The organism is Prauserella flavalba (assembly GCF_003202235.1).
Taxonomy (GTDB): Bacteria; Actinomycetota; Actinomycetes; order Mycobacteriales; family Pseudonocardiaceae; genus Prauserella_A; species Prauserella_A flavalba.
The window spans coordinates 200,285-221,736 of sequence record NZ_MASU01000009.1 but is presented as its reverse complement, the minus strand read 5'-3'; the positions used below and the strand labels follow the sequence as shown (position 1 = coordinate 221,736).

The window sequence follows — 21,452 nt, the reverse complement described above, 5'->3', positions numbered from 1 at the left end:
GATCTAGTCAGGTCCTCCGGCGGCACGCCGACGTGACCAGCGCGGTGGTCGCGGGCTGCCACGGCTGGTGCCGCGGTCCGGTCAGCACCAGGCGGCGCCCCACCTGCTCCCGCAGCGGCACGAGCACGAGCTCCCGGCCGAGCAACGCGGACACCAGCCCCGGCACCACGGACACGCCGACGCCGTGCGTCACCATCGCCAGCAGCGTCCCCAGCTCGCGCACGTGGTGGGTCGGCTTGAGCGGGGTGCGCGCCGCGCGGAAGAGGCGCCGGACGTGCGCCTCACAGCCGCCGGCCGAGAGCAGCAGCGGGTCGTCGGCGAGCTCGGCCACCGAGATCGCGGCCTCGCCGGCCAGCGGGTGATCGCGGCGCACCACCGCGTGGAAGACGTCCTCGCCGACCACGACCCCGGTGTCGCGCCCGGGATCCACCAGCACCGCGGCGTCGGCCGTGCCGTTGCCGAGCCACTCGGCCACCTCGTCGTCCTCGCCCTCGAACAGCTGCACCGAGACGTGCGGCAGCTCGGCGGCCCAGTGCTCCAAGAGCCCGGGCAGCAACCCCTGGCAGACGCTCGGCGGCGCGGCGAGGCGAACGGTGCCCTTCGCGGCTCCGGTGTGCTCGGCGGCGAGCGTGGTGATCGCGGCCGCCGCCGACAGCGCGGCCCTCGCGTGCACCAGGATTCCCTCGCCGAACGCCGTCGGCCTCGGCCCCCGGTCCCGGGACAGCACCGGGAGGCCGACCGTCTTCTCGAGGGCCGCCACCGCGTGCGAGACCGCGGACTGGCTGATCCCCAGTGAGTCCGCCGCCGCGCTGAAGCCGCCCTCGTCGGCCACCGCGACGAAGGCGCGCAGCTGCGCGAGGTTCAATGTCATGAGCAAGCCTCATAGCTTTGCCGGAACGACTTGTTGGACTCATTATCGCCCGGCGGGCAAGGTCGTGACCGGAAACCGCCGGTACCGGGGGCGGCGAGACGCGAAGGTGGGGACATGATCCGTTGGCTGCCGGGCTTCGTGCTGGTCTCGGCGATGTGGGGGGCGAGCTTCTCGCTGATCAAGATCGCCGTCGACGCGGGCGTCGCGCCGCTCTGGGTGGCGTTCTGGCGCTGCCTGTTCGGGGCGCTCACCCTGCTCGCGCTGTGCGCCGTGCTGCGCACGCCGTTGCCGAGGGACCCGCGGACCTGGGGTCACGCCGCCGTCGTCGCCGCGCTGCTCAACGCGGTGCCGTTCACGCTCGTCGCCTACGGCCAGACGCACGTCAGCTCCGTGCTCGCCGGGGTGATCAACGCGACGACGCCGCTCACGACGCTGTTGTTCGCACTCGCGCTGGTGCCGTCGGAGCGGCCAACGCCAGGGCGGGTCGCCGGCCTGCTCACCGGCTTCGCCGGGGTGCTCGTGCTGCTGGGCGTCTGGCAGGGCACGAGCGGGGGCGTGCTCGCGGGCAGCCTCGCGTGTGTGGCGGCCACGACGTGCTACGGCGCCGGTTTCGCCTACACCAGAAGGTTCTTCTCGCACCGGCACGAGTCGGCGACGGCGCTGTCGGCGACCCAGATCGGTGCCGCCACGGTGCAGCTGCTGCTCGTCACGCCGCTGGCCGAGGGCGCACCGGTGTGGCCGGGCGCGGGCCCCGCGCTCGCGCTCGTGGTGCTCGGCGCGGGGGCCACCGGCGTCGCCTACGTGCTCAACCTCAGGGTGATCCGCACGGCGGGGCCCACGGTCGCCTCCACCGTCACCTACGTGACCCCGCTGTGGTCCACGGGCATCGGCGTGGTGCTGCTCGGCGAGGGCATCGGCTGGAACACCCTCGGCGGCGCCGTGCTGGTGCTGATCGGCGTCTTCCTGGCGAGGTCGGCACCGGCGAAGCCGCGGCGGCCGGCCCACGCCTGACCCGCCGCCGGCCGGCCCGCGGCTGACGAGTCAGCGGTGTGCGTGCCGTGAGCGGTAGGCACGCATCTTGTGCCGGGCGCCGCAGCTGTCCATGCTGCACCACACGCTGTTGCGGCCGGGGGAGCGGTCGTAGAACACGTAGCGGCAGTCGGGGTTGCGGCACACCTTCAGCCGCTCCAGCTCGCCCAGCAGCCCGGCGGTGAACAGGATGCCGAGCAGCGACGCGACATAGCCCTCGACGCCGCCCTCGCGCTTCGGCGGTACCACCGGCTCGCCCGCCGCCGACCATCGCACACCGGCCACAGTGGACTTGGCGAACCGGTTCAGCGCCGCGGCGCTCGCGGCCGGGTCCGTGCCGGCGAGGTGCTCGCGCACGGTCTCGCGGAACGCGAGCAGGAGCTCGTGCTCCTTGCGGTTCGGTTCCCCGAGCTCGAGCCCGTGCTCGCGCAGCCAGGCCGCCGTGCTGGCGGGGGTGAGCAGCGCGTCCTCGGTGTCGAGCAGGCGCGCCGAGTTGCAGAGGGCTTCGAGCGCGCCCAGCTCTCCCGGCGCACCGGAGCGTGCGTGGACCATGCCCGTGATGTTACCGTCAAAGCGGCTAAGCCGGTAACAGGACGGAGGAGGGGCATGACGGACTGGGAACTGCCGGAGCGGTACGAGACTGCGGGCGGCACCGTCCGGTGGGCGCGATTCGGCGAGGGGCCGCCGGTGGTGCTGCTGCACGGCACGCCGTTCTCGTCCTACGTCTGGCGCGACGTGGGCCGCGCGCTCGCCGCGCACCACGAGGTCTACGTGTGGGACATGCTGGGCTACGGGCGCTCCGAGATGCGCGAGGGTCAGGACGTCTCGCTGCGCGCCCAGGCGGAGATCTTCGCCGCGCTGCTGGAGCACTGGGGCCTTCGTGAGCCGTCGGTGGTGGCCCACGACTTCGGCGGCGCCGTCTCGCTCCGGGCGCGGCTGCTGCACGGCGCCGCCTACGCGCGGCTCGCGCTCGTCGACGTCGTCGCGCTGGCCCCGTGGGGCTCGCCGTTCTTCCGGCTGGTCGCCGAGCACGCACGAGTCTTCGAGCAGCTCCCGCCCCACCTGCACCGGGCGCTCGTGCGCGAGTACGTGGGCACGGCCAGCGGGCCCGGCCTGCACCCCGCGACGCTGGACGCGCTCGCCGGGCCGTGGCTCGGTGAGCAGGGGCAGGCGGCGTTCTACCGGCAGATCGCGCAAGCCGACCAGCGCTACACCGACGAGATCGAGCCGCGCCTCGATGAGCTGGACCTGCCCGTGCTCGTGTGCTGGGGCGCGGCCGACTCGTGGCTGCCGCCCGAGCGCGGCAAGGACCTGGCCTCCCGGATCCCCGGCGCGCGGCTCACCCTGCTCGACGGCGCGGGGCACCTCGCGCAGGAGGACGCGCCCGCCCGGCTCACCGGTGCGCTGACGGAGTTCCTGTCAGCCGGGCGGTAGCCGGTCGCCCAGCACGCGGCGCAGCTTCGACGGCCACCGCGAAGGCCGGACGCCGACCGTCGCCAGCGCTTCGGTGACCAGACCGAGCAGGCCCTCCTCGGCCTGGTCGGTGAGCTCCACCTCCAGCTCCCGCCAGCTGTCCAGGCCCGTACCCTCGCCCGCGACCTCCGCCGTCACGTGGTCGTCGACGAGTGTCGCGAGTGGATGGTCGTCGGCGTCGAGGAGCGAGTAGGAGTACCGCGTGGTGGTGATGCGCGCGACCGGCACGAGTATCTCGTCGCCCAGCCGGTCGCGCACGCGCTCCGCGAGTGCCGGCGGCACCGCGCTGGCCGGGCCACCGAGCGGCTCGGTGATCTCCTCGCGATGCCCGTCCTGGCGCGGCAGCTTGAGGTGCCAGCCGGCGTCGCTCCCGCCGGTGCGCCTGCGCAGGGTGACGCCGGAGCCGAGCAGGCGGTAGTCCCGCGCGTCGTAGTAGGTGGCCTCGAGTACCGACTTCACCGGATCGGCCTGCCTGGCCACGGGACCCACGCCGTCGAGACGCGGCACCGGAACGTCCAGGTCCAGTTCGAACTTGACCTCTCGTTCGATCATGGGTCGCCTCTCCTCGCTGTGCTCGGCCATGCCCTCGACGTTACTGTCTGCTGGCATGGATCGCCTGGAGCACGTGGTACCGGAAGCCATCAGCCGCACGCTGCCGCTGTTGAAGGACCCGCCGGACGAGCCCGACACCACCCGCGGCTACCTCGACCTGCTCGGTCCGGTAAACCGCGAGCCGCCGGGCCCGATCCAGGCGGCGTGGGAGTCCACCGCGGGCGCCGCGGTCTACGACACCGCGCAGCGGCTCACCCGCAAGGTGTTCCTCTCGCTGCGGCCGCCGCTGTCGGTGCTGCGGATGCCTGACGGCGGGCTCACGCTCGACGTCGGTTCCGGTCCCGGCGACATCACGGCGGAGCTGGGCCGCGCCGCCGGACCGCGCGGACTGGCCCTCGGAGCCGACATCTCGGAGTCGATGCTGGAACGCGCGGTGCGCGACCACGGTGCGCCGAACGTCGGGTTCGTGCGCGCCGACGCGACGCGGCTGCCGTTCCACGACGGCACGTTCGCCGCCGTCACGTGCCTGGCCGTGCTGCAGCTCGTCCCGCGCCCGCTCGACGTGGTCGCCGAGCTGGTCAGGGTGCTCGCGCCGGGGGGCAGGCTCGCGATCATGGTGCCGAGCCCGCGCGGCAGGCTGGCCACGCGCGTCGGCAAGCTCATCACGGACTCGCCCGCCGGCCTGGTGCTGCTGGGCGCGGAGGAACTGGCAGACGGCCTCCACGACGCGGGCGCGGACACCGTGCACACGCGGCAGGCCGCGTTCGTGTTGCATGCGCTGGCGACCAAACGCGCGTGAACCGACAACTGAGCGTGTCTTGACAATACTTATTGTCGGTGTCACGGTGAGGCCATGCACGAAGTCGCGGTGATCGACGATCCGGGGGCGGCCGAAGTCTCCCTGGACCCCGTGCGGGCCCGGCTGCTCGCCGAGCTGGCCCAGCCCGGCTCCGCCAGCTCGCTGGCCCAGCGGATCGGCCTGCCGAGGCAGAAGGTCAACTATCACCTGCGTGCACTGGAGCGGCACGGGCTCGTGGAGCTGGTCGAGGAACGCCGCAAGGGCAACGTCAACGAGCGGGTGCTGCGGGCGACGGCGTCGTCGTACGTGATCTCGCCGAACGTCCTCGGCGACGTGCAGCCGGACCCGGAGGACTCGCCGGACCGGCTGTCGGCGCGCTGGCTGCTGGCGCTCGCGTCGCGCATGGTGCGCGAGCTGGGCGAGCTGATCACCGGCGCGACGCAGGCCCGCAAGCGCTTGGCGACCTTCGCCGTCGACGGCAAGGTCCGGTTCGCCTCCGCCTCCGACCGGGCCGCGTTCGCCGACGAGCTCGCCACCGCCGTCGCGGGCCTCGTGTCGAAGTACCACGACGAGTCCGCGCCCGGCGGGCGCGACCACCGCGTCGTCGTCGCCGTGCACCCGTACGCGAACCCGGACAAGGCAACGGGGAAGGAGCCGTCGTGAAGATCAGTCTCACCAGCGTGCTCGTCGACGACCAGGACAAGGCGCTGGCCTTCTACACCGACGTGCTGGGTTTCGTGAAGAAGAACGAGTTCCCCGCGGGCGGGGCGAAGTGGCTCACCGTGATCGCCCCCGACGGCCCCGACGACGTGGAGCTGCTCCTCGAACCGGACGCCAACCCCGCCGTCGTGATCGACGGCAGGCCGGCCGCGCAGGTGTACAAGAAGGCCCTCTACGACGCCGGCATCCCGTGGACCACGTTCACGGTCGACGACGTGCACGAGGAGTACGAGCGCCTGTCCGCACTCGGGGTGCGGTTCCCGGGCGAGCCGACGAGCACGGGCGAGGTGACCAGCGCCGTCTTCGACGACACGTGCGGCAACCTCATCATGATCGTGTCCGCCTGACCGGGCCAGGCAAGGCGTGGGCGGTGCTGGAGGCGTTGCTGCCGGCTGCGGTGTTCGGGCGGGCCGTCGCTGGGCCGGCGGAGGCTGACGCGGCAGGGCTGATCACGTGGGAGGTCGGCGAGGGAAGACCGCTGGGCGGCCTCGGGCCCAAGCTAGTCGTCCGCCGAGTCCACTGAGGACTCTTCGTCCCTCGCGGCCTCCGGCGGTCTCGGCGGGCGCGCGGCGATCAGGACGTTGATCCAGCGGTTGGCGGGGTCCACGTCCACGAGCAGCGCCTTCGTCATCAGCGTCAGCGGGATCGCCAGCAGCGCGCCGAGCGGCCCGATCGCCCACGCCCAGAACACCAGCGCGAGGAACGACAACGTCACGCTGATCCCGACGGCATCGCCGACCACCTTCGGCAGCACCAGGCTCTCCACCACGAAGTTGATGGCGATGTAGAGCACGATCACCAGCAGCATCGTCCCGGGGCCGCCCTCGAGCAGCGCGAGCAGCGCGGGCGGGACGAGGCCCAGCACGAAACCAATGTTGGGCACGAAGTTGGTGATGAACGCGAGCAAACCCCACACGAACGCCAGCGGGATGCCCATCACCAGCAGCAGGATCGTGTCGAGGATGGCGGTGACGAGCCCGAAAGCCGTGGTGACCCAGAGGAATCGGCGCGTGCCCGCCGCGAACGAGGTCAGTGCCGTCACCACGTCGCCGCGCTCGCCCGAGATCGCGGCGAGCCTGCTGCGGAAGTTCACCGCGTCCATGCCCATGAACAGGATCACGAGCACGATCAGCAGCAGGTCGGAGGCGACGCCGGCGACCTGGCCGAGGACGTTCTGCAGGACCCCCACCACACTGCCGAGGTCGAGCTGGCGCAGCGCGTCCTGGATCTGCGCCTGCTCCACGCCGAGGCGCCCCAGCAGCGACGTGACCTCGCCGACCAGCGCGTTGAACTGATCGCTGTAGGCGGGCAACTGTGTGACGAGCTCGCTGATGGCGAACGCCAGCGACCCGGCCAGCGCCGCGAGCAGGAGAAAGGCCGTGAGGATGCCGGCCACGGACGCGAGCCACACCGGCACGCCCCGGCGGCGGAGCCACGCGGCGATAGGGCTGACCGCGATCGTGAGGATCAGCGCGAGGAAGACCGGGCCCAGGATGCCGCCGAGGCTGCGGACCCCCGCCACCACGACCACCAGCGCGGCCGCGCCCACGAGCACGACGAGGCCGCGGGGCAGCGGCAGGTCCGCCCGCCCCGGGCTCGCCGGCTCCGTCACAACAGCCCGCTGGGATCGGCCGGTACGTCGACGGCGTGCTCCTGCAGCGCGTCGAGGGGGATCACCTCGATCGCCCGCTCGTGGGTGGAGGCCAGCACCACGGGCGGGGCGTGCCCCTCCTCGTAGGACTCGAGCCACCGCGCGGCGCACACGCACCAGCGGTCTCCGGGGACCAGCCCGCGGAAGCCGTATTCGGGACGAGGCGTGACGAGGTCGTTGCCCGTCGCCTTCTGGTGGGCGAGGAACTCCGCCGACACGACCGCGCAGACGGTGTGGTTGCCCAGGTCGGCGGGCCCGGTGTTACAGCACCCGTCGCGGTAGAAACCGGTGAGCGGGTCGGTGCCGCAGGGCTCCAGGTTCCCGCCGAGCACGTTCCGATCGGTCATGGCCCCAGCCTCGCACGTGCGCCGCCGCGGCGGCAGTGCTTTGGCCTGGCCCGGTGATGCCCCTGGCCTCAGCGCCAGGCGAACACGGGCTGCTCGTAGCCGCCCACGCGCGTGGGCCTGCCGTGCAGGACGACCTCGCGGAACTGGTGGAGCACCGCGCCGGTGGGGGCGTGCAGGAGCGTGTCCAGCACGGGCAGCTGGATCACGGGCCGTTCGGACTCGGGGATGCGGACGAAGCGGGGTTCCACGTCCAGGTCGGCCAGCGGCAGGAAGACGAGCCGGGCGACCTCGGCCGGGTTGGGCCGCACCGGCGGCTCGGCGCCCGCCCACACGACGACCGGGGCGATCACGTAGCCGGAGCGCGTCACGTAGTCGTCGAGCCTGCCGAGCACCCGGTCGCGGCCCAGCTCCACGCCCAGTTCCTCGTGCAGCTCCCGCAGTGCGGCTGCCTGTGCGTCCTCGCCGTCGTCGACCCTGCCGCCCGGCAGCGCCCACTGCCCGGCGTGCGCGCGCAGTGTCGGCACCCGCCTGGTGATCCAGATGCCCTGCCTGCCGTCCCGCTCCACGAGCGTGATGGCGACGGCGGCGGCCCGCCTGCCGTTCGCGGGCTCGGTGACGGCCGGAAACGCGGTGAGGGCTCCTTCGACATCGGTGCGGGCAACCTGCGGCATCCGGCCATCGTACGGGCACACTCGGCCCGGTGGCCGCTGACCGCGAGTCGTGCGTTCCCGGCCGCGAGTCGTGCGCTCAGGACCCCGAGTCGTGCGCTCAGGACCCCGAGTCGTGCGTTCCCGACGCCGAGTCGTGCGTTCGCGGCGGCCTGGCCGGAGGGGGTCCCGCGGGTCAGGCGGCCGAGTCGGGCAGTGCCAGGAGGCTGCGCCCGGCGTCGGTGAGCTGCACCGGGACGCGCTGGCCGAGCAGGCCAGGGCGGGCGGGGCGGATGAGGCCGTAGTGGCTGAGCAGGTGGGCCGTGGACTGGTCGCACGAGGCGAGCCCGTCGAAGAAGAGGTCGGGTTCCGAGCTGCACGCCATCTCGGCGCGGCCGGCCGCGATCGCGCGCAGCATGGCCATTGCTCTGACGGAGAGCGATTCTGGGTTCATGGTGTTTCACCTGCCGGAAAGCCAACAAGGTCTTGCGGCAAAATCAAAGTAGTAGTTTCATACAACAAAACGCGAATCGGTGTGGCTGTCCGCTGTGAGACGCCCGCACCGTCGCGCCGTGACGCCGGACGAGGAGGTCGATGCCGATGCTGGGACGGGACTTCGCACCGGGTGTGGTCTACACCGAGGACGGCCTGCGCTGGCTGAAGGTCCGGACCAGAGGGCCGCTGATCACGCGGGGAGTCGCCGAGCCGATCGTCCGGCTGACGGTCGAGGGCGAGGACGGCGCGGTCTTCCGCTGTCGTGTCCAGGCCTGGGCCGACTACCCGACGGCGGCGGCGCCGGCGCCGCGGTCCGGCGCTGAGCTCGCCGGTGACGTCGCGGAGCTCGCGAGGACGCCGTTCCGGCTGGTGCGCTGACCACTCAGCCATGACGGTCCGCATCGGACAGGTCGGCCGCCGTGACGTGCCTGCGCCGCAACAGGACCAGCACCACGAGCGCCGCCGACCCCGCCAGCAGGGCCACGCCCCACAACGCCACGGCGTAGCCGCCCGGCGTGAGCCCGGAACGCAGTGCCGCGGAGGACAGCACCGCCAGCCACAGGCCGCTGCCCACCTGGAGGGTCGTGTTGATCAGCCCGGAGGCCAGCCCGGCGTCGGACTCGGGTAGCCGCGTCGTCGCGAGCATGAACAGGGTGAGGATCGCGCAGCTGCAGCCGAGGAACATCGTGCACAGCGCGGGCAGCACCTCGCTGAGGTAGTCGCTGCCCGGGCCCACCCTCGCCAGCAGCGTCACGCCGAGCGCCACCAGCGCGAGCGCGACCACGAGCACGAGCCTCGGGTCGTGCCGCGGCAGCAGGCGCGGGGCGATCAGGGAACCGAGCGCGACGGTCGCGGCCGCGGGAAGCAGGGCGAGTGCGGTCGTCAGCGCGCTGTAGCCCAGCGTCTCCTGCAGGTGGATGGTGAGCACGTAGAACACGGTCGCCGGCGCGCCCGCCACGAGGAACATCGTCGCGTTGGCGGCGGTCAGCGTCCGCAACCGGAACACGTCCAGCCGCACGAGCGGTGCGCGCCGGATGCGCTGGATCAGCACGAAGGCCGCGAGCAACACGATCGCGGCGCCACACGCGCCGAGGGTGACCGCGTCGGCCCACCCGTGCTGCCGCCCGCGCAGCACGGCGTAGACCAAGGCGAGCAGGCCCGAGGTGACCGTGACGGCGCCGCCGAGGTCGAACCCGGCGACACCGGGAGCCCGCGACTCCGGGACGAGGCGCGAGGAGACCAGCAGGATGGCCACGCCGGCGATTCCGTTGAGCAGGAAGACGAAAGGCCAGGACACCGTCGCGGTCAGCACGCCGCCGATCAGCAGGCCCACCCCGGTCGAGCCGGCGTTCACGGCGCTCCACACGGCGAGCGCCTTGCGCCGCTCGGGGCCGTCCGAGAACGTCGCGGTGAGGATCGACAGCGCCGCCGGAGCCAGCAGCGCGGCGCCGAGCCCCTGCAGCGCGCGGAAGGCGAGCAACGCCGGCTGCGTCGTGGAGAGCCCGCACAGTGCCGAGGCCGCCGAGAACAATCCGAGCCCTGTCGCGAACACCCGCTTGCGCCCGAACAGGTCGGCGCTGCGGCCGCCGAGCAGCAGGAAACCGCCGAGCGGCAGCGTGTAGGCGTTGACGACCCAGGTGAGGCTGTCGCCCTCGAACCGCAGGTCGTGCTGGATCGCGGGCAGTGTGACGATCATGAACATCGCGTTGACGAGCACGACGAACTGCACCAGGCACATGATCAGCAGTACCGCCGACCGGCGCTGGGTGCGGCCGGGTCCCGGAACCGGCGCGTTCGGCGCCGTCGTCACGAGGCTCTCCGTCGTGATCGCACGGCGGAGAGCCCCGGTCGATGGCGTGGTGCGGGCAACGCAGCGTCCCTCTTCACGAGTCCGATCGGCTAACGCTGGATGAAGGTCCCGAGAGTGCTCGTGACGTTGTGCGCGACCGACAGCAGTGATCGCACGGTCGTGAGATAGGTCTTGACCTCGTCGTCGGTGACCCTGCTGTCCCGGCTCGTCGGGTTCTTCAGCTCCGCCGACCGCTGCCGCAGCAGTTCGACCTGCGAGAACTGGTGGCCGAACTGCGCGGTCACCGCGTCGCCCGCCAGGTGGTCGCTCGCGCCGACCGCCGTGCGCAGGCCCTGGTGTGCCAGCAGACCCGAGGCGATGAGCTGGGCCGCGTGGGACAGCAACAGGAACGCCGACGGCGGCGAGGTGCCGAGCAGTTGCTCGGCGGCATCGAGGTGACGGCCTGCCAGTTCCATGAAGGGGCGGCTGTTCGCGGCGGGACCGCTCACGAGGTCGAGCTGCCCGGAGTCGATCATCTTGGCGAGCACCGTGCGGCCGTCCGGCCACGGCATCCCGGTCGCGGGCCGCTGCCGCGGCCGGACGGGAGCCACCTCGACCACGGGCTGACCGCGCCGCTGCCGGGGGATCTGGAGGTAGTCGAGCCTGGCCTCCAGCGGCCGGGCCGCGACGTGCACGTGGCACTTGAGCCGCGTCTGCGTGCGCCGTGCGGCCACGTCGATCGGGTCGTGGTCCTCGGGCTGGCCGGGGGCGAGCGCGAGCAGGATCTCGAGGCTTTCCGCCGGGGCACCGGGAATTCCCGCGAACCGCTCCGCCCAGGTGCCGCCGAGCACGATCCTCGCCACGCCGGGGATCCGGCCGAACTCCTCGCCGACGATCTGGGGCACCCCATAGGTCGCCTTGATGAGCTCGGTCAGCGGGGCGATCATCGGGTTGCCGTCGGCGGCGCGCATGAGCCGGATCGTGCCGTCGACGCGGTTGGTGAGGATGCCCGCGACCTCCAGCATCCGGCTCTCCTTGTCCACCGACGCGAGCGAGCCGCCCGCGTGCTCGGCGAGCTCGGAGAGGCTGAACGAGCGGTGGGGGTTGAGCAGCGTCGCGGCCAGAATGCCTGCCTGCACACGTGAACGGAATACCGGCAGCAGGGCGGGCGTGCCCTGTGCGCGGCGCGTCGGGCCGGGTTTGACGGGCGCGTTGTTCGTCACGACGGCGTGTCCGAGCCTGGCGCGCCTGCGGGACGCGGCGGCCGCGGCGTCGAGCCGGTCCTGCGGGATGTGCAGGACCACCGAGAGCCACTGTCGCGAGCCGTGCCGGGGAATCTGGTGCCCGCGCTCCCAGCGAGCGACCAGATCGCGCGTCACCGTCGGCTTGCCCGCCACCGTCGCCAGTTCGCGGGCGAGCGTGTACTGGCTGAGCTGACGGTGCCTGCGGGCAGACCGGATGAGCTGTGAGATCGGTTCGTCGGACACGTGTTCCATGGTCGTGATCCGCTCCTTCGGGGTTCGGGACAACTCGACGCTAGCCGCTTCCCGGCCCGCCGTCTGTCCGTTTCGCGACCGGTTGAAGGCGATTTCGCGAACCTGCGGATTGTGGCCCCCTGAATTCTTCACGAATGTCAAGACGCCATTGGCCTGAAGTCGTCCCCTGGCCGCTCCAGTCGATCGATCGCAACGCTGGGTGACGGGGCGGTCTGCCGATGTTTCCAGGGTGGAGGAGAAAAACATGCCATTTGCCGACCTGCTGATCCGCAGGGAAGCGTCGATCAGATCAGCGCTTTTCACAATTGACAAGCAGCGCGCCCGGCAGGCGTTCGTCGTGGATGGCAGGGGCCGGCTCATCGGCTCCATCGATGAGGCGGACATCCGCCGCGCCCTGCTCGAGGGGGCCGGGCTCGGCGCGCCCGCCTACCCGCTCATCCACAAGCCGGTCGTGACCACGAAACCTGGTGCGGGAAGGGCGGAAGTGCTCGACCTGATGCGCGCTCTTCGGCTGTCGGAGATCCCCGTCGTCGACGAACAGGGGTGCGTCGTGGGCGTGCACCGCGAGCGCGAGCTGGTCGGGACCACCCGGCTGAAGAACTGGGCCGTCATCATGGCCGGGGGTCGCGGAACGCGCTTGGCGCCGCTCACCGACAACATTCCGAAGCCCATGCTTCCGGTAGCTGGAAGGCCCATTCTGGAAAGGCTGGTTTTGCATCTCGTCGGCTCCGGGATAAATCGAATATTCATCTCAGTGAACTACCTCGGGAAGATGATCGAGGAACATTTCGGCGACGGAACGCAGTTCGGTTGCGAGATCGAGTACCTGCGCGAGGATCCGGAAGTGCCACTCGGCACCGGCGGTTCACTTCGGCTGCTCGACGACCTCGGTTACGAACCGACCGATCCGTTCCTGGTGATGAACGGAGACCTCGTCACCGAGTTCTCCGTCACCGACCTGATCGACGCGCATGTGGACAGTGCCGCCGTCGCGACCATCGCGGCCACCGAGTACCAGCACCAGGTTCCGTTCGGGGTGCTGGAGTCCTCCTCGGGCAGGCTGGTGCGGATGGTGGAGAAGCCGCTGTCGTCGTGGGCGGTCAACGCCGGGATCTACGTGCTGGAGCCGAAACTGATCACCCGCATCCCGCGCGGCAAGCTCTTCCCGATCACCGCGCTGTTCGACGACTGCCTCGCCTCCGGCTGGTCCGTCGCCCTGTGGCCCATGCACGAGTCCTGGCAGGACGTCGGGCGCCCGAACGAACTCGCCCACGCCCGTGGCCAGCTGTGAAGAACCGAAGCGCACACACCGACGAAGGGAACACGATCACCGATGAACACCGCCATCCTGGGCACCGGTTCCTACCTACCGGATGGGGTACTCACCAGTGCGGAGCTCGGGGCCCGGCTCGGGGTGGGCGAGGAGTGGGTACTCCGCAAGACCGGGATCCGCCAGCGGCGCGTGGCCGCCGCGCACGAGGCGACCTCCGACCTGGGCAGCCACGCCGCCGAACGGGCGCTGGAAGCCGCGGGAATCCCCGCCGCCGACGTCGACCTGATCGTGCTCGCGACGTCCACGAAGGACCAGCCGATGCCGGCCACCGCGTGCCAGGTGCAGGCGAAGATCGGCGCCCACCGCGCGGCCGCGTTCGACATCGACGCGGTGTGCACCGGGTTCGTCTACGGGCTCGTGACCGCCAACGCGATGCTGACCGCCGACCCCGAGCGGCGGGTGGCCGTGGTGATCGGCGCCGACCTCTACTCGCGGTTCCTCGACTACGACGACCGGCGCACGTCGTGCCTGCTCGGCGACGGCGCCGGTGCGGTGGTGCTCGCCAAGAGCGGCGAGCACCAGGGGATCATCACGAGCACGATCGGTTCCGACGGCACGCTCGCGCACCTCGTGCAGATCCCGGGCGGGGGCAGCAGGAGACCGCCGAGCTTCGAGACGGTGGCGGGCAAGGAGCACTACTTCACCATGATCGGCCGCGAGGTGCGCAGCCTCGCCGCCGAGGTGCTGCCCGAGGTGGTCGCCGAACTGCTCAAGGCCGCGGACCTCACGCTCGAGGACGTCGAGCTGCTCGTCCCGCACCAGGCCAACGGCGTGATGCTCGCCGAGTGGGCGGAGTCGCTGCGGCTCGCGCCGGGGCAGCTGCACCTGACCGTTGACAGGTACGGCAACACCGGCGCGGCCTCGGTGCCGATCACGCTGGACGACGCCGTGCGCGCGGGGCGGCTCTCGCCCGGCGACATCGCGCTGCTGCTGGCGTTCGGCGGCGGCATGACCTGGGGTGGCACGGCGATCCGCTGGCTGCCCGGGTCCCCGGAGCGACCGTGACGAAGGGGATGGGGAGACACACCGTGGCGGAAGGCCTGGCGGCAGACGAGTACGCGGCATTGTGGAAGGACATCACCACGGCGATCTGGGATCGCCTCGACCCACTCGAGGAGCAGATCGAGAACGAGGAGCGCATCCCGTACGAGACGGTGCTGCCGATCCTGCGGGAGACCGGCGCGTTCGGCCTGCTGGTGCCGAGGTCCTACGGCGGCAGCGGCCTGTCGATCGCGCAGTACCTGCCGATCATCGGCGAGTTCGCCAAGATCCAGGGTGGCATCAGGGTGATCGTCCACGTGCACAACTCGTTCGCCCATGCCCTGTCCGAGATCGGTGACGAGGAGCAGCGCAGGGCGATCCTGCCCGGCGCGGCCACGGGAGACCGTTCCGTGGCGTTCGCGCTGACCGAACCGGATCACGGCACGGGCGCGGATCTCGGCACCACGGCCAAGGCGCACGGCTCGGGGTACGTGCTCGACGGGAGGAAGTGGCTCATCACCAACTCCGATCTGGCGAGCCATTTCCTCGTGTTCGCCAAGACGGACCCGGGTGCGGTGTCGGCGCTGCTCGTGGAACGCGACGCGCCGGGACTGACCATCGAGCCGCTGCCGGAGACGATGGGCTGCAAGGGCGGCCAGCACGGCCTGCTGACGTTCGACAACGTGCCGGTGCCGCGCTCGGCGCTGGTCGGCGCCGAGGGCGAGGGACAGGACCACCTGGAAAGGGCACTGGAGATCAGCAGGGTGTTCATCGCGGCGAGCTCGCTCGGCACCGCGGAGCGGGCGCTGGAGCTCTCGATCGCCCACGCCGAGTCGCGCGTCACCTTCGGCAAGCCGATCGCGCACCGGCAGGCGGTGCAGCGCTACCTGGCCGAGATGGCGATCGACGTGTACGCGCTGCGCGGCATGCTCGCCGACGCGGCGGCGAAGTGGGACGCGGGCGAGCGCATCCCGGCGGAGTCGTCGATGGTCAAGCAGTTCGGGCTGGAGGCCGTCGGCAGGGTCACCGACCGCGCCCTGCTGGTGCACGGCGGCATCGGGTACACGCGCAAGCTGCCGGTGGAGCGGCTCTACCGCGACGCACGGCTCAACTGGCTGGAGGAGGGCCCGCCGACCATCCAGTACATGGTGACCGCGCGGGAGCTGCTCGGCGGGTACCGGCCGTAGCGCCCGGCGCCGACGGCGGCTGCTCCCTACGGGAGGGAGTAGCCGCCGTCGACCACGAGCGCGTGCCCGGTGGTCCACCTCGACTCGTCGCTCGCGAGGTAGACGACGGCGCCGACCAGGTCCTCGGCCGTGCCGAACCCGCCGGGGTGCCGGCTGGCGAGAACGTCCAGCGCGCCGTCGGGAAGGCCGTTGGTCAGCGTGGAGGGGAAGGCGCCGGGGCATACGCAGTTGACGCGGATGTCCTCCTTGACGTACTCGAGCGCGGCGACCCTGCTGAAGTGGATGACGGCGGCCTTCGCCGCGCTGTAGGGGGCGCAGTAGGGCCACGCCGTGAGCCCGGCGACCGACGCGGTGTTGACGATGGACAGCCTGCCGCGCCCGCGCATCGCCCGCACGCCCGCGCGCACGCCGTGGAACGTTCCGGTCAGGTTCACCGCGACGCAGTCGTCGAAGTCCTTTGTCGACAGATTGTGCACGCGCGCGTTGGGCGAGACGTTGCCCGCGTTGTTGACGAGGACGTCGAGGGTGCCGAACCGCTCGACCGCGTCGGCGACGGCGCCGTCGAACGCGTCCCCGTCGGTGACGTCGAGCGTGGCCGTCACGGTCTCGATGCCGAGCTCCTTGGCGACGATGTCCAGGCCGTCCTCCCGCAGGTCGGCCAGCACAAGCGCGCGGACCCCCTCGCCGGCGAACGCCCGCGCGATGGCGGACCCGAGCGTGCCCGCGGCACCGGTCACGAACGCCGTCTTGCCGAGCAACCGTTGGCTCATCGGTGTCTCCTCAGTCTTGTCACCGGGTGGGCAGCGGACGTGCGGGGACTCCGGCCACGCACGTGTCCGGCGGGACGTCGCGCGTCACGACGGCGCCGGCGCCCACCACGGACCGGTCGCCGACCTTCGCGTCGTTCATGACGATCGCGCCCATGCCGAGCATCACCTCGTCGCCGATCGTCGCGCGGGCGCCCACGGTGGCACTCGTCGCCAGCGTGACGTGGTCACCGACGCGGGAGTCGTGCCCGATGATGGAGTTGACGTTCACGAGCACGTGCCTGCCCACGGTGGCGCCGTAGAGCACGTGGGTGCCCTCCAGCAGCAGCGCGCCTGGCCCCACGGTCGCGCCCCGCCCGATGCGGGCGAGCGGATGGACGAGGCTCGCCGCCGTGGCGCCGAGGCGGTCGGCCTTCTCGCCGACCCTGCGGCGCAGCTCCGGCGCGCCGACGCCGAGGACGTACTCCGCGTCGAGCCTGGCGAGCAGTTCGTCGCCGCCGAGCACGGGCAGTGCGGCCGACGCCGCGTCGGCGTTCCGGTCGAGCACGCCGACCAGTGTGCAGGTTTCGGTGTTTTCGTTGATGTCCTCGACGAGCCCGGCGATCTGCCGCGCGAGCTCCCCGGCTCCCAATATCACGAGTTGACGCACGACGAGGAGCCTTCCCGGCGAGTGGGAGGGAGCGGGAGACGGCGAATTCACACGCCGGGGACGGGAGTGGAAGCCGACTCCTGGGGCATGCGGGCGGGTGTCGTGAGACTGGGGTGTCCGCGCAGACACAGGCTTTCTCATGGGTGGAGTGTCGTGAGCAGATTCGCTGGCAAGAAGGTTCTGGTGACGGGCGCCGACGGGTTCATCGGCAGTCACCTCGTCGAACGGCTGATGGCGGAGGGAGCCGACGTACGCGCGTTCTGCGTCTACAACTCGAACGGCTCCTACGGCTGGCTCGACGAGCTCGGCACCGACCGGATCGCCGACATCGACGTGCAGCTCGGCGACATCCGGGACGGCCGGTCCGTGCGCAGGGCCGTCACCGACGTGGACGTCGTGTTCCATCTCGCCGCCCTGATCGCCATCCCGTACAGCTACCAAGCTCCCGAGTCCTTTGTGGACACCAATATCACGGGGACGCTCAACGTGCTGGAGGCCGTCCGCGACGCAGGCGGGGTGCGCATGGTCAACACCTCCACCAGCGAGGTCTACGGGACGCCGGAGTCGGTGCCCATCAGGGAGACCCACCCGCTGCGCGGACAGTCCCCGTACGCCGCTTCGAAGATCGCGGCCGACCAGCTGTGCGAGGCGTATGCGCGCTCGTTCGAGGCGCCGGTGGTGACCCTGCGGCCGTTCAACACCTACGGGCCGAGACAGTCGATGCGTGCCGTGATCCCGACGATCCTCGGGCAGCTGCTGGCCGGCGCGACCTCGGTCAGGCTGGGCAGCCTCGCGCCGAGGCGCGACCTGACGTTCGTCACCGACACCGTCGACGGCTTCGTGCGCATGGGCTGCACTGACCTCCCGCCCGGCTCGCTGGTGCAGCTCGGCACCGGCCAGACGGCGTCGATCGGCGAGCTGTTCCAGCTGTGTTGCGAGGTCACCGGCGTGGCCGCCGAGGTGGTCACCGACCGGGAGCGCGTGCGTCCCGACGCCAGCGAGGTGCAGGTGCTGCTGTCGGAACCGAGCCTGGCCAAGGAGAAGCTCGACTGGCAGGCGACGAAGTCCCTGGCCGACGGGCTCGCCGAGACGGCGCGCTGGCTGGCGCCGCGCGTCGACGCCGCACGCGCGGGCAGGTACCACAGGTGATCCCCCTCGTGGTACCGGAGCTGGCCGGCAACGAGGCCCGGTACCTCCAGGAATGTGTCACGAGCGGGTACGTGTCGTCGGCGGGCCCGTTCGTCGGCCGGTTCGAGCGGGAGTTCGCGGCCCAGCTCGGCGCGGAGCACGCGGTGGCGTGCGCGAGCGGCACCGCGGCGCTGCACGTGGCGCTGCGCCTGCTGGGCGCGGGCCCCGGCAAGCTCGTCGCGGTCTCGGACTTCACGTTCATCGCCTCGGCCAACGCCATCAGCTACACGGGCGCCGACATGCTGCTCGTCGACAGCGAGCCGCGCACGTGGAACATGGACACGGAGCTGCTGCACGACGAGGTGGTCCGCAGGGCGAGGAATGGCGGGCGCCTGCCGGACGTCATCGAGATCGTGCACGTGCTCGGCCACCCCGCGGACGTGGAACCGTTGCTGGAGCTGCGGAACCGCTTCGGCATCCCGATCGTGGAGGATGCCGCCGAGTCGCTGGGCGCGTCGTGGAAGCCGGGCCCCCAGGTCGGCACGGTGGGTGACATCGGCTGTTTCTCCTTCAACGGCAACAAGCTCGTGACCACCGGTGGCGGCGGCATGATCGTCACCGGCGAGCGTGCGCTGGCCGAGCGGGCGCGGCACCTGATCAACCAGGCGAAGCTCAGCGACGACCAGTACCTGCACGACACGATCGGCTACAACTACCGGCTCGCGAACGTCGGGGCGGCGCTCGGGGTGGCGCAGATCGAACGGATCGGCGACATCATGCGCGCCAAACGCCTCATCGCGCAGCGGTACGAACGCTGGCTCGCCGGCCTCGCCGTCACTCCGGCGCCGTGCGCCGAATGGGCCAGGCCGTCGTACTGGCTGTACTCGATCCTGCTGAGCGCAGCCGTGGACCTGGACTCCATTGTGGACGCCGCGTCGGTGGCGGGGGTGCAGGCCCGCAGGGTGTGGCCGCCGCTGCACCGGCAGAAACCCTATGTCCACACGGAGCGTCTCGGCGGGCACGTGGCCGACGACCTCTACCGGCGCGGGCTCTCCCTGCCGAGCTCCGCCGGACTGCCAGAGAGTGACCAGCGCGTGGTGTGCGACCGGCTTCACCGGATCCTGCCCACCGCGCCGTGAGAGCGGATGGTGAACAGACATGACCGTATTGGTGACCGGTGTGGCCGGAAGGGTCGGCTCCCTGCTCGCGGATGAGCTGACCCGCGCGGGCTACGACGTCCGGGGCATGGTGCGCCCCGGTGGACGGGCACCGGACGACGCGCTGGCGCGCAAGGTGGAGCTCGTCGAGGCGTCGCTCGGCGACACGGCCGCGATCGAGAAGGCCCTGCGCGGGGTGGACACGGTGGTGCATCTCGCCGCGCAGATCGTGATCGGCGACAGCCCCGTCGACGAGTACTACGACACGAACGTCCTCGGCACCCTGCGCCTGCTCGAGGCCACGGCGGGCCAGGCGTCGCCGGTGCGCAGGTTCGTCTACGCGAGCACCGACAACACCTACGGCCCGGCGAGGCCGGCGGCCAACCCCATCACCGAGAAGCATCCGCAGGTCCCCGGCGACTACTACGGAACGTCCAAGTTGCTGGGCGAGACGCTCGTGCGCAACTACCAGCGCCTGTACGGCCTGCCCTTCACGATCCTGCGGTACGGCTCCGTCGTGGCTCCGCACGAGACCGTCGGCCTGTTCCGGCTGGAGTGGGTGCGGGCGTTCCTCACCGGGCACGTCGTGGCGGGCAAACGGAGCAACCTGTGCGGGCTCCTCTCGCCGGGCGACGACCCCGTCGGCGCGCTCGACGAGGCGACCGGGCAGCGCGACGACAATCCGGCCGTCGTGCTGACCGGCCCGGACCGCGAGCCGTGGGCGATCCACCTGACCGACGTCCGGGACGTGGTCGCCGGGACGCTGCTCGCGATGGAGCATCCCGGCGCGGCGGGCGAGGCGTTCAACATCGGCGGTCCGGGCACGACGACGTTCACGGCCGCCGCGGAAGTGCTGAACAGGCACTTCGGCACCGGCACCGTCGTCGCGCGGCTGCCGGTGAAGCTGGCCTTCGAGCTGTCGACGGACAAGGCCCGGCGCGTGCTGGGCTACGCGCCGAAGTGGGACTTCGACGGGATGCTGACGACCGCGTTGAGCGAGTCGCCCGCCCGGTCCGTGCCGGCGAGCGGGTAGCTGAAGAAGCGCTTGCGGGGTAGCGTCGCGAGCTCGACGGTCCTGAGCACGGCGACGATGCGTTCGGCGGCATGCCCGTCGCCGTAGGGGGAGCGGGCCTCGGCCGCCACGCGCTGGTGCCCTGGCGTCAGCGCGTGGCGGATCGCCCGCTCGATCTGGCCGGGGTCCTCGCCGCAGTCGAGCACCGACTTGGCGCGAGGCCGCCCGTCCTGCCTGGTGCCGATGTTGACGGTCGGCGTGTGCATCGCGGGCACCTCGATGACACCACTGGAGGAGTTGCCGACCACGACGTCCGCGTGGTGGACGAGGCTCAGGTAGCGGACCTGCCCGAGTGAGGGCAGCACGGCGGTCGGCCCCGGCCTGCGGGCGGCGCAGGCGTGGATGGCCGTGGCGACGCCGCTCCTCGTCTGGTCGACGTTGGTGCCCGTGAACACCACCGTGGCCTCGGGGAACGCGTCCAGCGCGGTGAGGAGCCCGGCGATACCGCTCGTGCTGCCGCCGGGATCGGCGGTCGCCGGGTGGTAGGTCACCCCGATCGTCGGGGTGCGCAGTTCGACGCCCAGTTCGGCCGCCAGCGCCGATCGGTCGAGCCGGGTCGCGGTGCGGATGGTGTCGAGCCCCGGGGTGCCCGTGAGGTGCACGTGAGACGGGTTCTCGCCCAACTGGACCACGTTGTCGCGAAAGCGCTCGGTGGACGTGAAATGCAGGTGGGCGAGCTTGGTGATCGCGTGCCGCACGGACTCGTCGGTGGCCCCGCTCGTCGCCTCCCCGCCGCCGACGTGGGCGATGGGCAGCAGGCGTAACGCGGCCGCGACGGCGGCGGCGAGCGCCTCGTACCGGTCGCCGGGCAGCACGAGGATGTCGGGGCCGATGCGGTCGAGCGCGTCGGCGTAGCCGATGACCCCCAGCCCGAACGACTTCGCGACGGCGGTGGGCGAGTCGCCGGCCAGCACCATCTCCACGCGCTCGTCGACGGTGAACCCGTCGGCCTCGATCTGGCGGACGGTGTAGCCCTGCTCGCCGACGAGGTGACCCCCGGTGGCCAGTAGCCGCAGGTCGATGCCGGGCTCCGCGTGAAGCGCCTCGATGACGGACTGCATCGGCCCGTAGTCGGACCGGGAACCGGTGAAGACACACACCCTGCGCATACGGCTCCTTTCTCGGGGTGAGAGAGGTTACTCACGATCCTCGCCGAGTGAGCGGGGTTCCCAGAGGCCAGCTTCCGCCCGCCGCGCCGGACCCTGCCCGGCGGAACTCGTCACCTGCCCAGTCGTGAACACGAGGGCCCAGGATGAAGCAAGACGATGGCCGCTGCCGTTGAGGACCGGCGCAGGTGGACACCGATCGC

At 71.6% G+C, this 21,452-nt stretch carries 24 protein-coding genes; 12 read left to right on the top strand and 12 right to left on the bottom strand.

Going from position 1 to position 21,452, the window contains the following annotated elements; genetic code table 11:
• Window positions 1-7: 7 nt before the first annotated feature.
• A complete protein-coding gene (locus BA062_RS23075; protein ID WP_110340483.1) occupies window positions 8-871 on the bottom strand; it encodes a LysR family transcriptional regulator in 864 nt (287 codons plus the stop codon).
• Window positions 872-985: 114 nt separating this feature from the next.
• Between BA062_RS23075 and BA062_RS23070 the strand changes: the two genes are divergently transcribed.
• Window positions 986-1,882 carry a DMT family transporter gene (locus tag BA062_RS23070; RefSeq protein WP_110340068.1) on the top strand — a complete coding sequence of 299 codons (897 nt, stop codon included), beginning with the start codon at window positions 986-988 and terminating at the stop codon, window positions 1,880-1,882.
• 30 nt (window positions 1,883-1,912) lie between these two features.
• On the opposite strand, the gene BA062_RS23065 is transcribed toward BA062_RS23070, so the two are convergent.
• Entirely contained in the window at window positions 1,913-2,452 is a 540-nt protein-coding gene (locus BA062_RS23065; RefSeq protein ID WP_110340066.1) for a CGNR zinc finger domain-containing protein, read from the bottom strand.
• A gap of 54 nt (window positions 2,453-2,506) precedes the next feature.
• Here BA062_RS23065 and BA062_RS23060 point away from each other — a divergent pair, with 54 nt between their 5' ends.
• Window positions 2,507-3,334 carry an alpha/beta fold hydrolase gene (locus tag BA062_RS23060; RefSeq protein WP_110340064.1) on the top strand — a complete coding sequence of 276 codons (828 nt, stop codon included), beginning with the start codon at window positions 2,507-2,509 and terminating at the stop codon, window positions 3,332-3,334.
• On the opposite strand, the gene BA062_RS23055 is transcribed toward BA062_RS23060, so the two are convergent.
• Window positions 3,320-3,925: a CYTH domain-containing protein gene (locus BA062_RS23055; RefSeq protein ID WP_168214067.1), complete on the bottom strand. Its 606-nt coding sequence runs from the start codon at window positions 3,923-3,925 to the stop codon at window positions 3,320-3,322. The genes BA062_RS23060 and BA062_RS23055 overlap by 15 nt on opposite strands.
• 55 nt (window positions 3,926-3,980) lie before the next feature.
• Here BA062_RS23055 and BA062_RS23050 point away from each other — a divergent pair, with 55 nt between their 5' ends.
• The 3 genes from BA062_RS23050 to BA062_RS23040 are packed head-to-tail and all read left to right on the top strand — an operon-like array spanning window position 3,981 to window position 5,791.
• Complete coding sequence (locus tag BA062_RS23050) at window positions 3,981-4,724, top strand: class I SAM-dependent methyltransferase (RefSeq protein ID WP_110340062.1); 744 nt, start codon at window positions 3,981-3,983, stop codon at window positions 4,722-4,724.
• 54 nt (window positions 4,725-4,778) lie between these two features.
• Window positions 4,779-5,387, top strand: coding sequence for an ArsR/SmtB family transcription factor (locus tag BA062_RS23045; protein ID WP_110340060.1), 609 nt, complete (start codon window positions 4,779-4,781; stop codon window positions 5,385-5,387).
• Complete coding sequence (locus BA062_RS23040) at window positions 5,384-5,791, top strand: VOC family protein (RefSeq protein ID WP_110340057.1); 408 nt, start codon at window positions 5,384-5,386, stop codon at window positions 5,789-5,791. Before BA062_RS23045 ends, BA062_RS23040 begins: the two co-directional genes overlap by 4 nt.
• Before the next feature lie 152 nt (window positions 5,792-5,943).
• Here BA062_RS23040 and BA062_RS23035 read toward each other — a convergent pair whose 3' ends face one another.
• From BA062_RS23035 to BA062_RS23020, 4 genes are all read right to left on the bottom strand, one after another.
• On the bottom strand, window positions 5,944-7,056 hold the full coding sequence (locus BA062_RS23035; protein WP_168214066.1) for an AI-2E family transporter: 1,113 nt from the start codon (window positions 7,054-7,056) through the stop codon (window positions 5,944-5,946).
• Complete coding sequence (locus BA062_RS23030) at window positions 7,053-7,442, bottom strand: DUF2237 family protein (RefSeq protein ID WP_110340055.1); 390 nt, start codon at window positions 7,440-7,442, stop codon at window positions 7,053-7,055. Before BA062_RS23030 ends, BA062_RS23035 begins: the two co-directional genes overlap by 4 nt.
• 68 nt (window positions 7,443-7,510) lie before the next feature.
• Window positions 7,511-8,113, bottom strand: a complete 603-nt coding sequence (locus BA062_RS23025) for an NUDIX hydrolase (protein ID WP_110340053.1) — start codon at window positions 8,111-8,113, stop codon at window positions 7,511-7,513.
• A 172-nt stretch (window positions 8,114-8,285) separates the two neighbouring features.
• A complete protein-coding gene (locus BA062_RS23020; protein ID WP_245959964.1) occupies window positions 8,286-8,543 on the bottom strand; it encodes a hypothetical protein in 258 nt (85 codons plus the stop codon).
• Window positions 8,544-8,683: 140 nt separating this feature from the next.
• Between BA062_RS23020 and BA062_RS23015 the strand changes: the two genes are divergently transcribed.
• Window positions 8,684-8,962, top strand: coding sequence for a hypothetical protein (locus BA062_RS23015; RefSeq protein WP_110340049.1), 279 nt, complete (start codon window positions 8,684-8,686; stop codon window positions 8,960-8,962).
• 4 nt (window positions 8,963-8,966) lie between these two features.
• On the opposite strand, the gene BA062_RS23010 is transcribed toward BA062_RS23015, so the two are convergent.
• Together BA062_RS23010 and BA062_RS23005 are read right to left on the bottom strand one after the other, a co-directional pair.
• Complete coding sequence (locus BA062_RS23010; RefSeq protein WP_110340047.1) at window positions 8,967-10,394, bottom strand: MFS transporter; 1,428 nt, start codon at window positions 10,392-10,394, stop codon at window positions 8,967-8,969.
• Between the two features lie 89 nt (window positions 10,395-10,483).
• The gene (locus BA062_RS23005; RefSeq protein ID WP_110340045.1) at window positions 10,484-11,869 is read right to left on the bottom strand and encodes a helix-turn-helix domain-containing protein; all 1,386 of its coding nucleotides are present in this window, start codon (window positions 11,867-11,869) and stop codon (window positions 10,484-10,486) included.
• 244 nt (window positions 11,870-12,113) lie between these two features.
• On the opposite strand from BA062_RS23005, the gene BA062_RS23000 reads away from it, so the two are divergent.
• Genes BA062_RS23000 through BA062_RS22990 form a run of 3 tightly spaced genes read left to right on the top strand, consistent with a single transcriptional unit; the run spans window position 12,114 to window position 15,370 of the window.
• The gene (locus BA062_RS23000; RefSeq protein ID WP_110340043.1) at window positions 12,114-13,160 is read left to right on the top strand and encodes a nucleotidyltransferase family protein; all 1,047 of its coding nucleotides are present in this window, start codon (window positions 12,114-12,116) and stop codon (window positions 13,158-13,160) included.
• A gap of 42 nt (window positions 13,161-13,202) precedes the next feature.
• Window positions 13,203-14,207: a 3-oxoacyl-ACP synthase III family protein gene (locus BA062_RS22995; protein WP_110340041.1), complete on the top strand. Its 1,005-nt coding sequence runs from the start codon at window positions 13,203-13,205 to the stop codon at window positions 14,205-14,207.
• 23 nt (window positions 14,208-14,230) lie between these two features.
• Window positions 14,231-15,370: an acyl-CoA dehydrogenase family protein gene (locus BA062_RS22990; RefSeq protein ID WP_245959963.1), complete on the top strand. Its 1,140-nt coding sequence runs from the start codon at window positions 14,231-14,233 to the stop codon at window positions 15,368-15,370.
• A gap of 26 nt (window positions 15,371-15,396) precedes the next feature.
• On the opposite strand, the gene BA062_RS22985 is transcribed toward BA062_RS22990, so the two are convergent.
• Window positions 15,397-16,140: an SDR family NAD(P)-dependent oxidoreductase gene (locus tag BA062_RS22985; RefSeq protein WP_110340037.1), complete on the bottom strand. Its 744-nt coding sequence runs from the start codon at window positions 16,138-16,140 to the stop codon at window positions 15,397-15,399.
• 19 nt (window positions 16,141-16,159) lie between these two features.
• Window positions 16,160-16,786: a NeuD/PglB/VioB family sugar acetyltransferase gene (locus BA062_RS22980; protein WP_168214065.1), complete on the bottom strand. Its 627-nt coding sequence runs from the start codon at window positions 16,784-16,786 to the stop codon at window positions 16,160-16,162.
• 153 nt (window positions 16,787-16,939) lie between these two features.
• On the opposite strand from BA062_RS22980, the gene BA062_RS22975 reads away from it, so the two are divergent.
• From BA062_RS22975 to BA062_RS22965, 3 genes are read left to right on the top strand one after another with little or no spacing between them, the layout of a single operon-like run.
• Window positions 16,940-17,935 carry an SDR family NAD(P)-dependent oxidoreductase gene (locus tag BA062_RS22975; RefSeq protein WP_245959962.1) on the top strand — a complete coding sequence of 332 codons (996 nt, stop codon included), beginning with the start codon at window positions 16,940-16,942 and terminating at the stop codon, window positions 17,933-17,935.
• Window positions 17,932-19,053: a DegT/DnrJ/EryC1/StrS family aminotransferase gene (locus BA062_RS22970; protein ID WP_110340033.1), complete on the top strand. Its 1,122-nt coding sequence runs from the start codon at window positions 17,932-17,934 to the stop codon at window positions 19,051-19,053. The genes BA062_RS22975 and BA062_RS22970 overlap by 4 nt, the downstream gene beginning before the upstream one ends.
• 19 nt (window positions 19,054-19,072) lie before the next feature.
• Complete coding sequence (locus BA062_RS22965; RefSeq protein WP_110340030.1) at window positions 19,073-20,104, top strand: NAD-dependent epimerase/dehydratase family protein; 1,032 nt, start codon at window positions 19,073-19,075, stop codon at window positions 20,102-20,104.
• Here the strand turns inward: BA062_RS22965 and neuC are convergent.
• Complete coding sequence (gene neuC, locus BA062_RS22960) at window positions 20,020-21,252, bottom strand: UDP-N-acetylglucosamine 2-epimerase (protein ID WP_110340028.1); 1,233 nt, start codon at window positions 21,250-21,252, stop codon at window positions 20,020-20,022. The genes BA062_RS22965 and neuC overlap by 85 nt on opposite strands.
• Window positions 21,253-21,452: the final 200 nt, after the last annotated feature.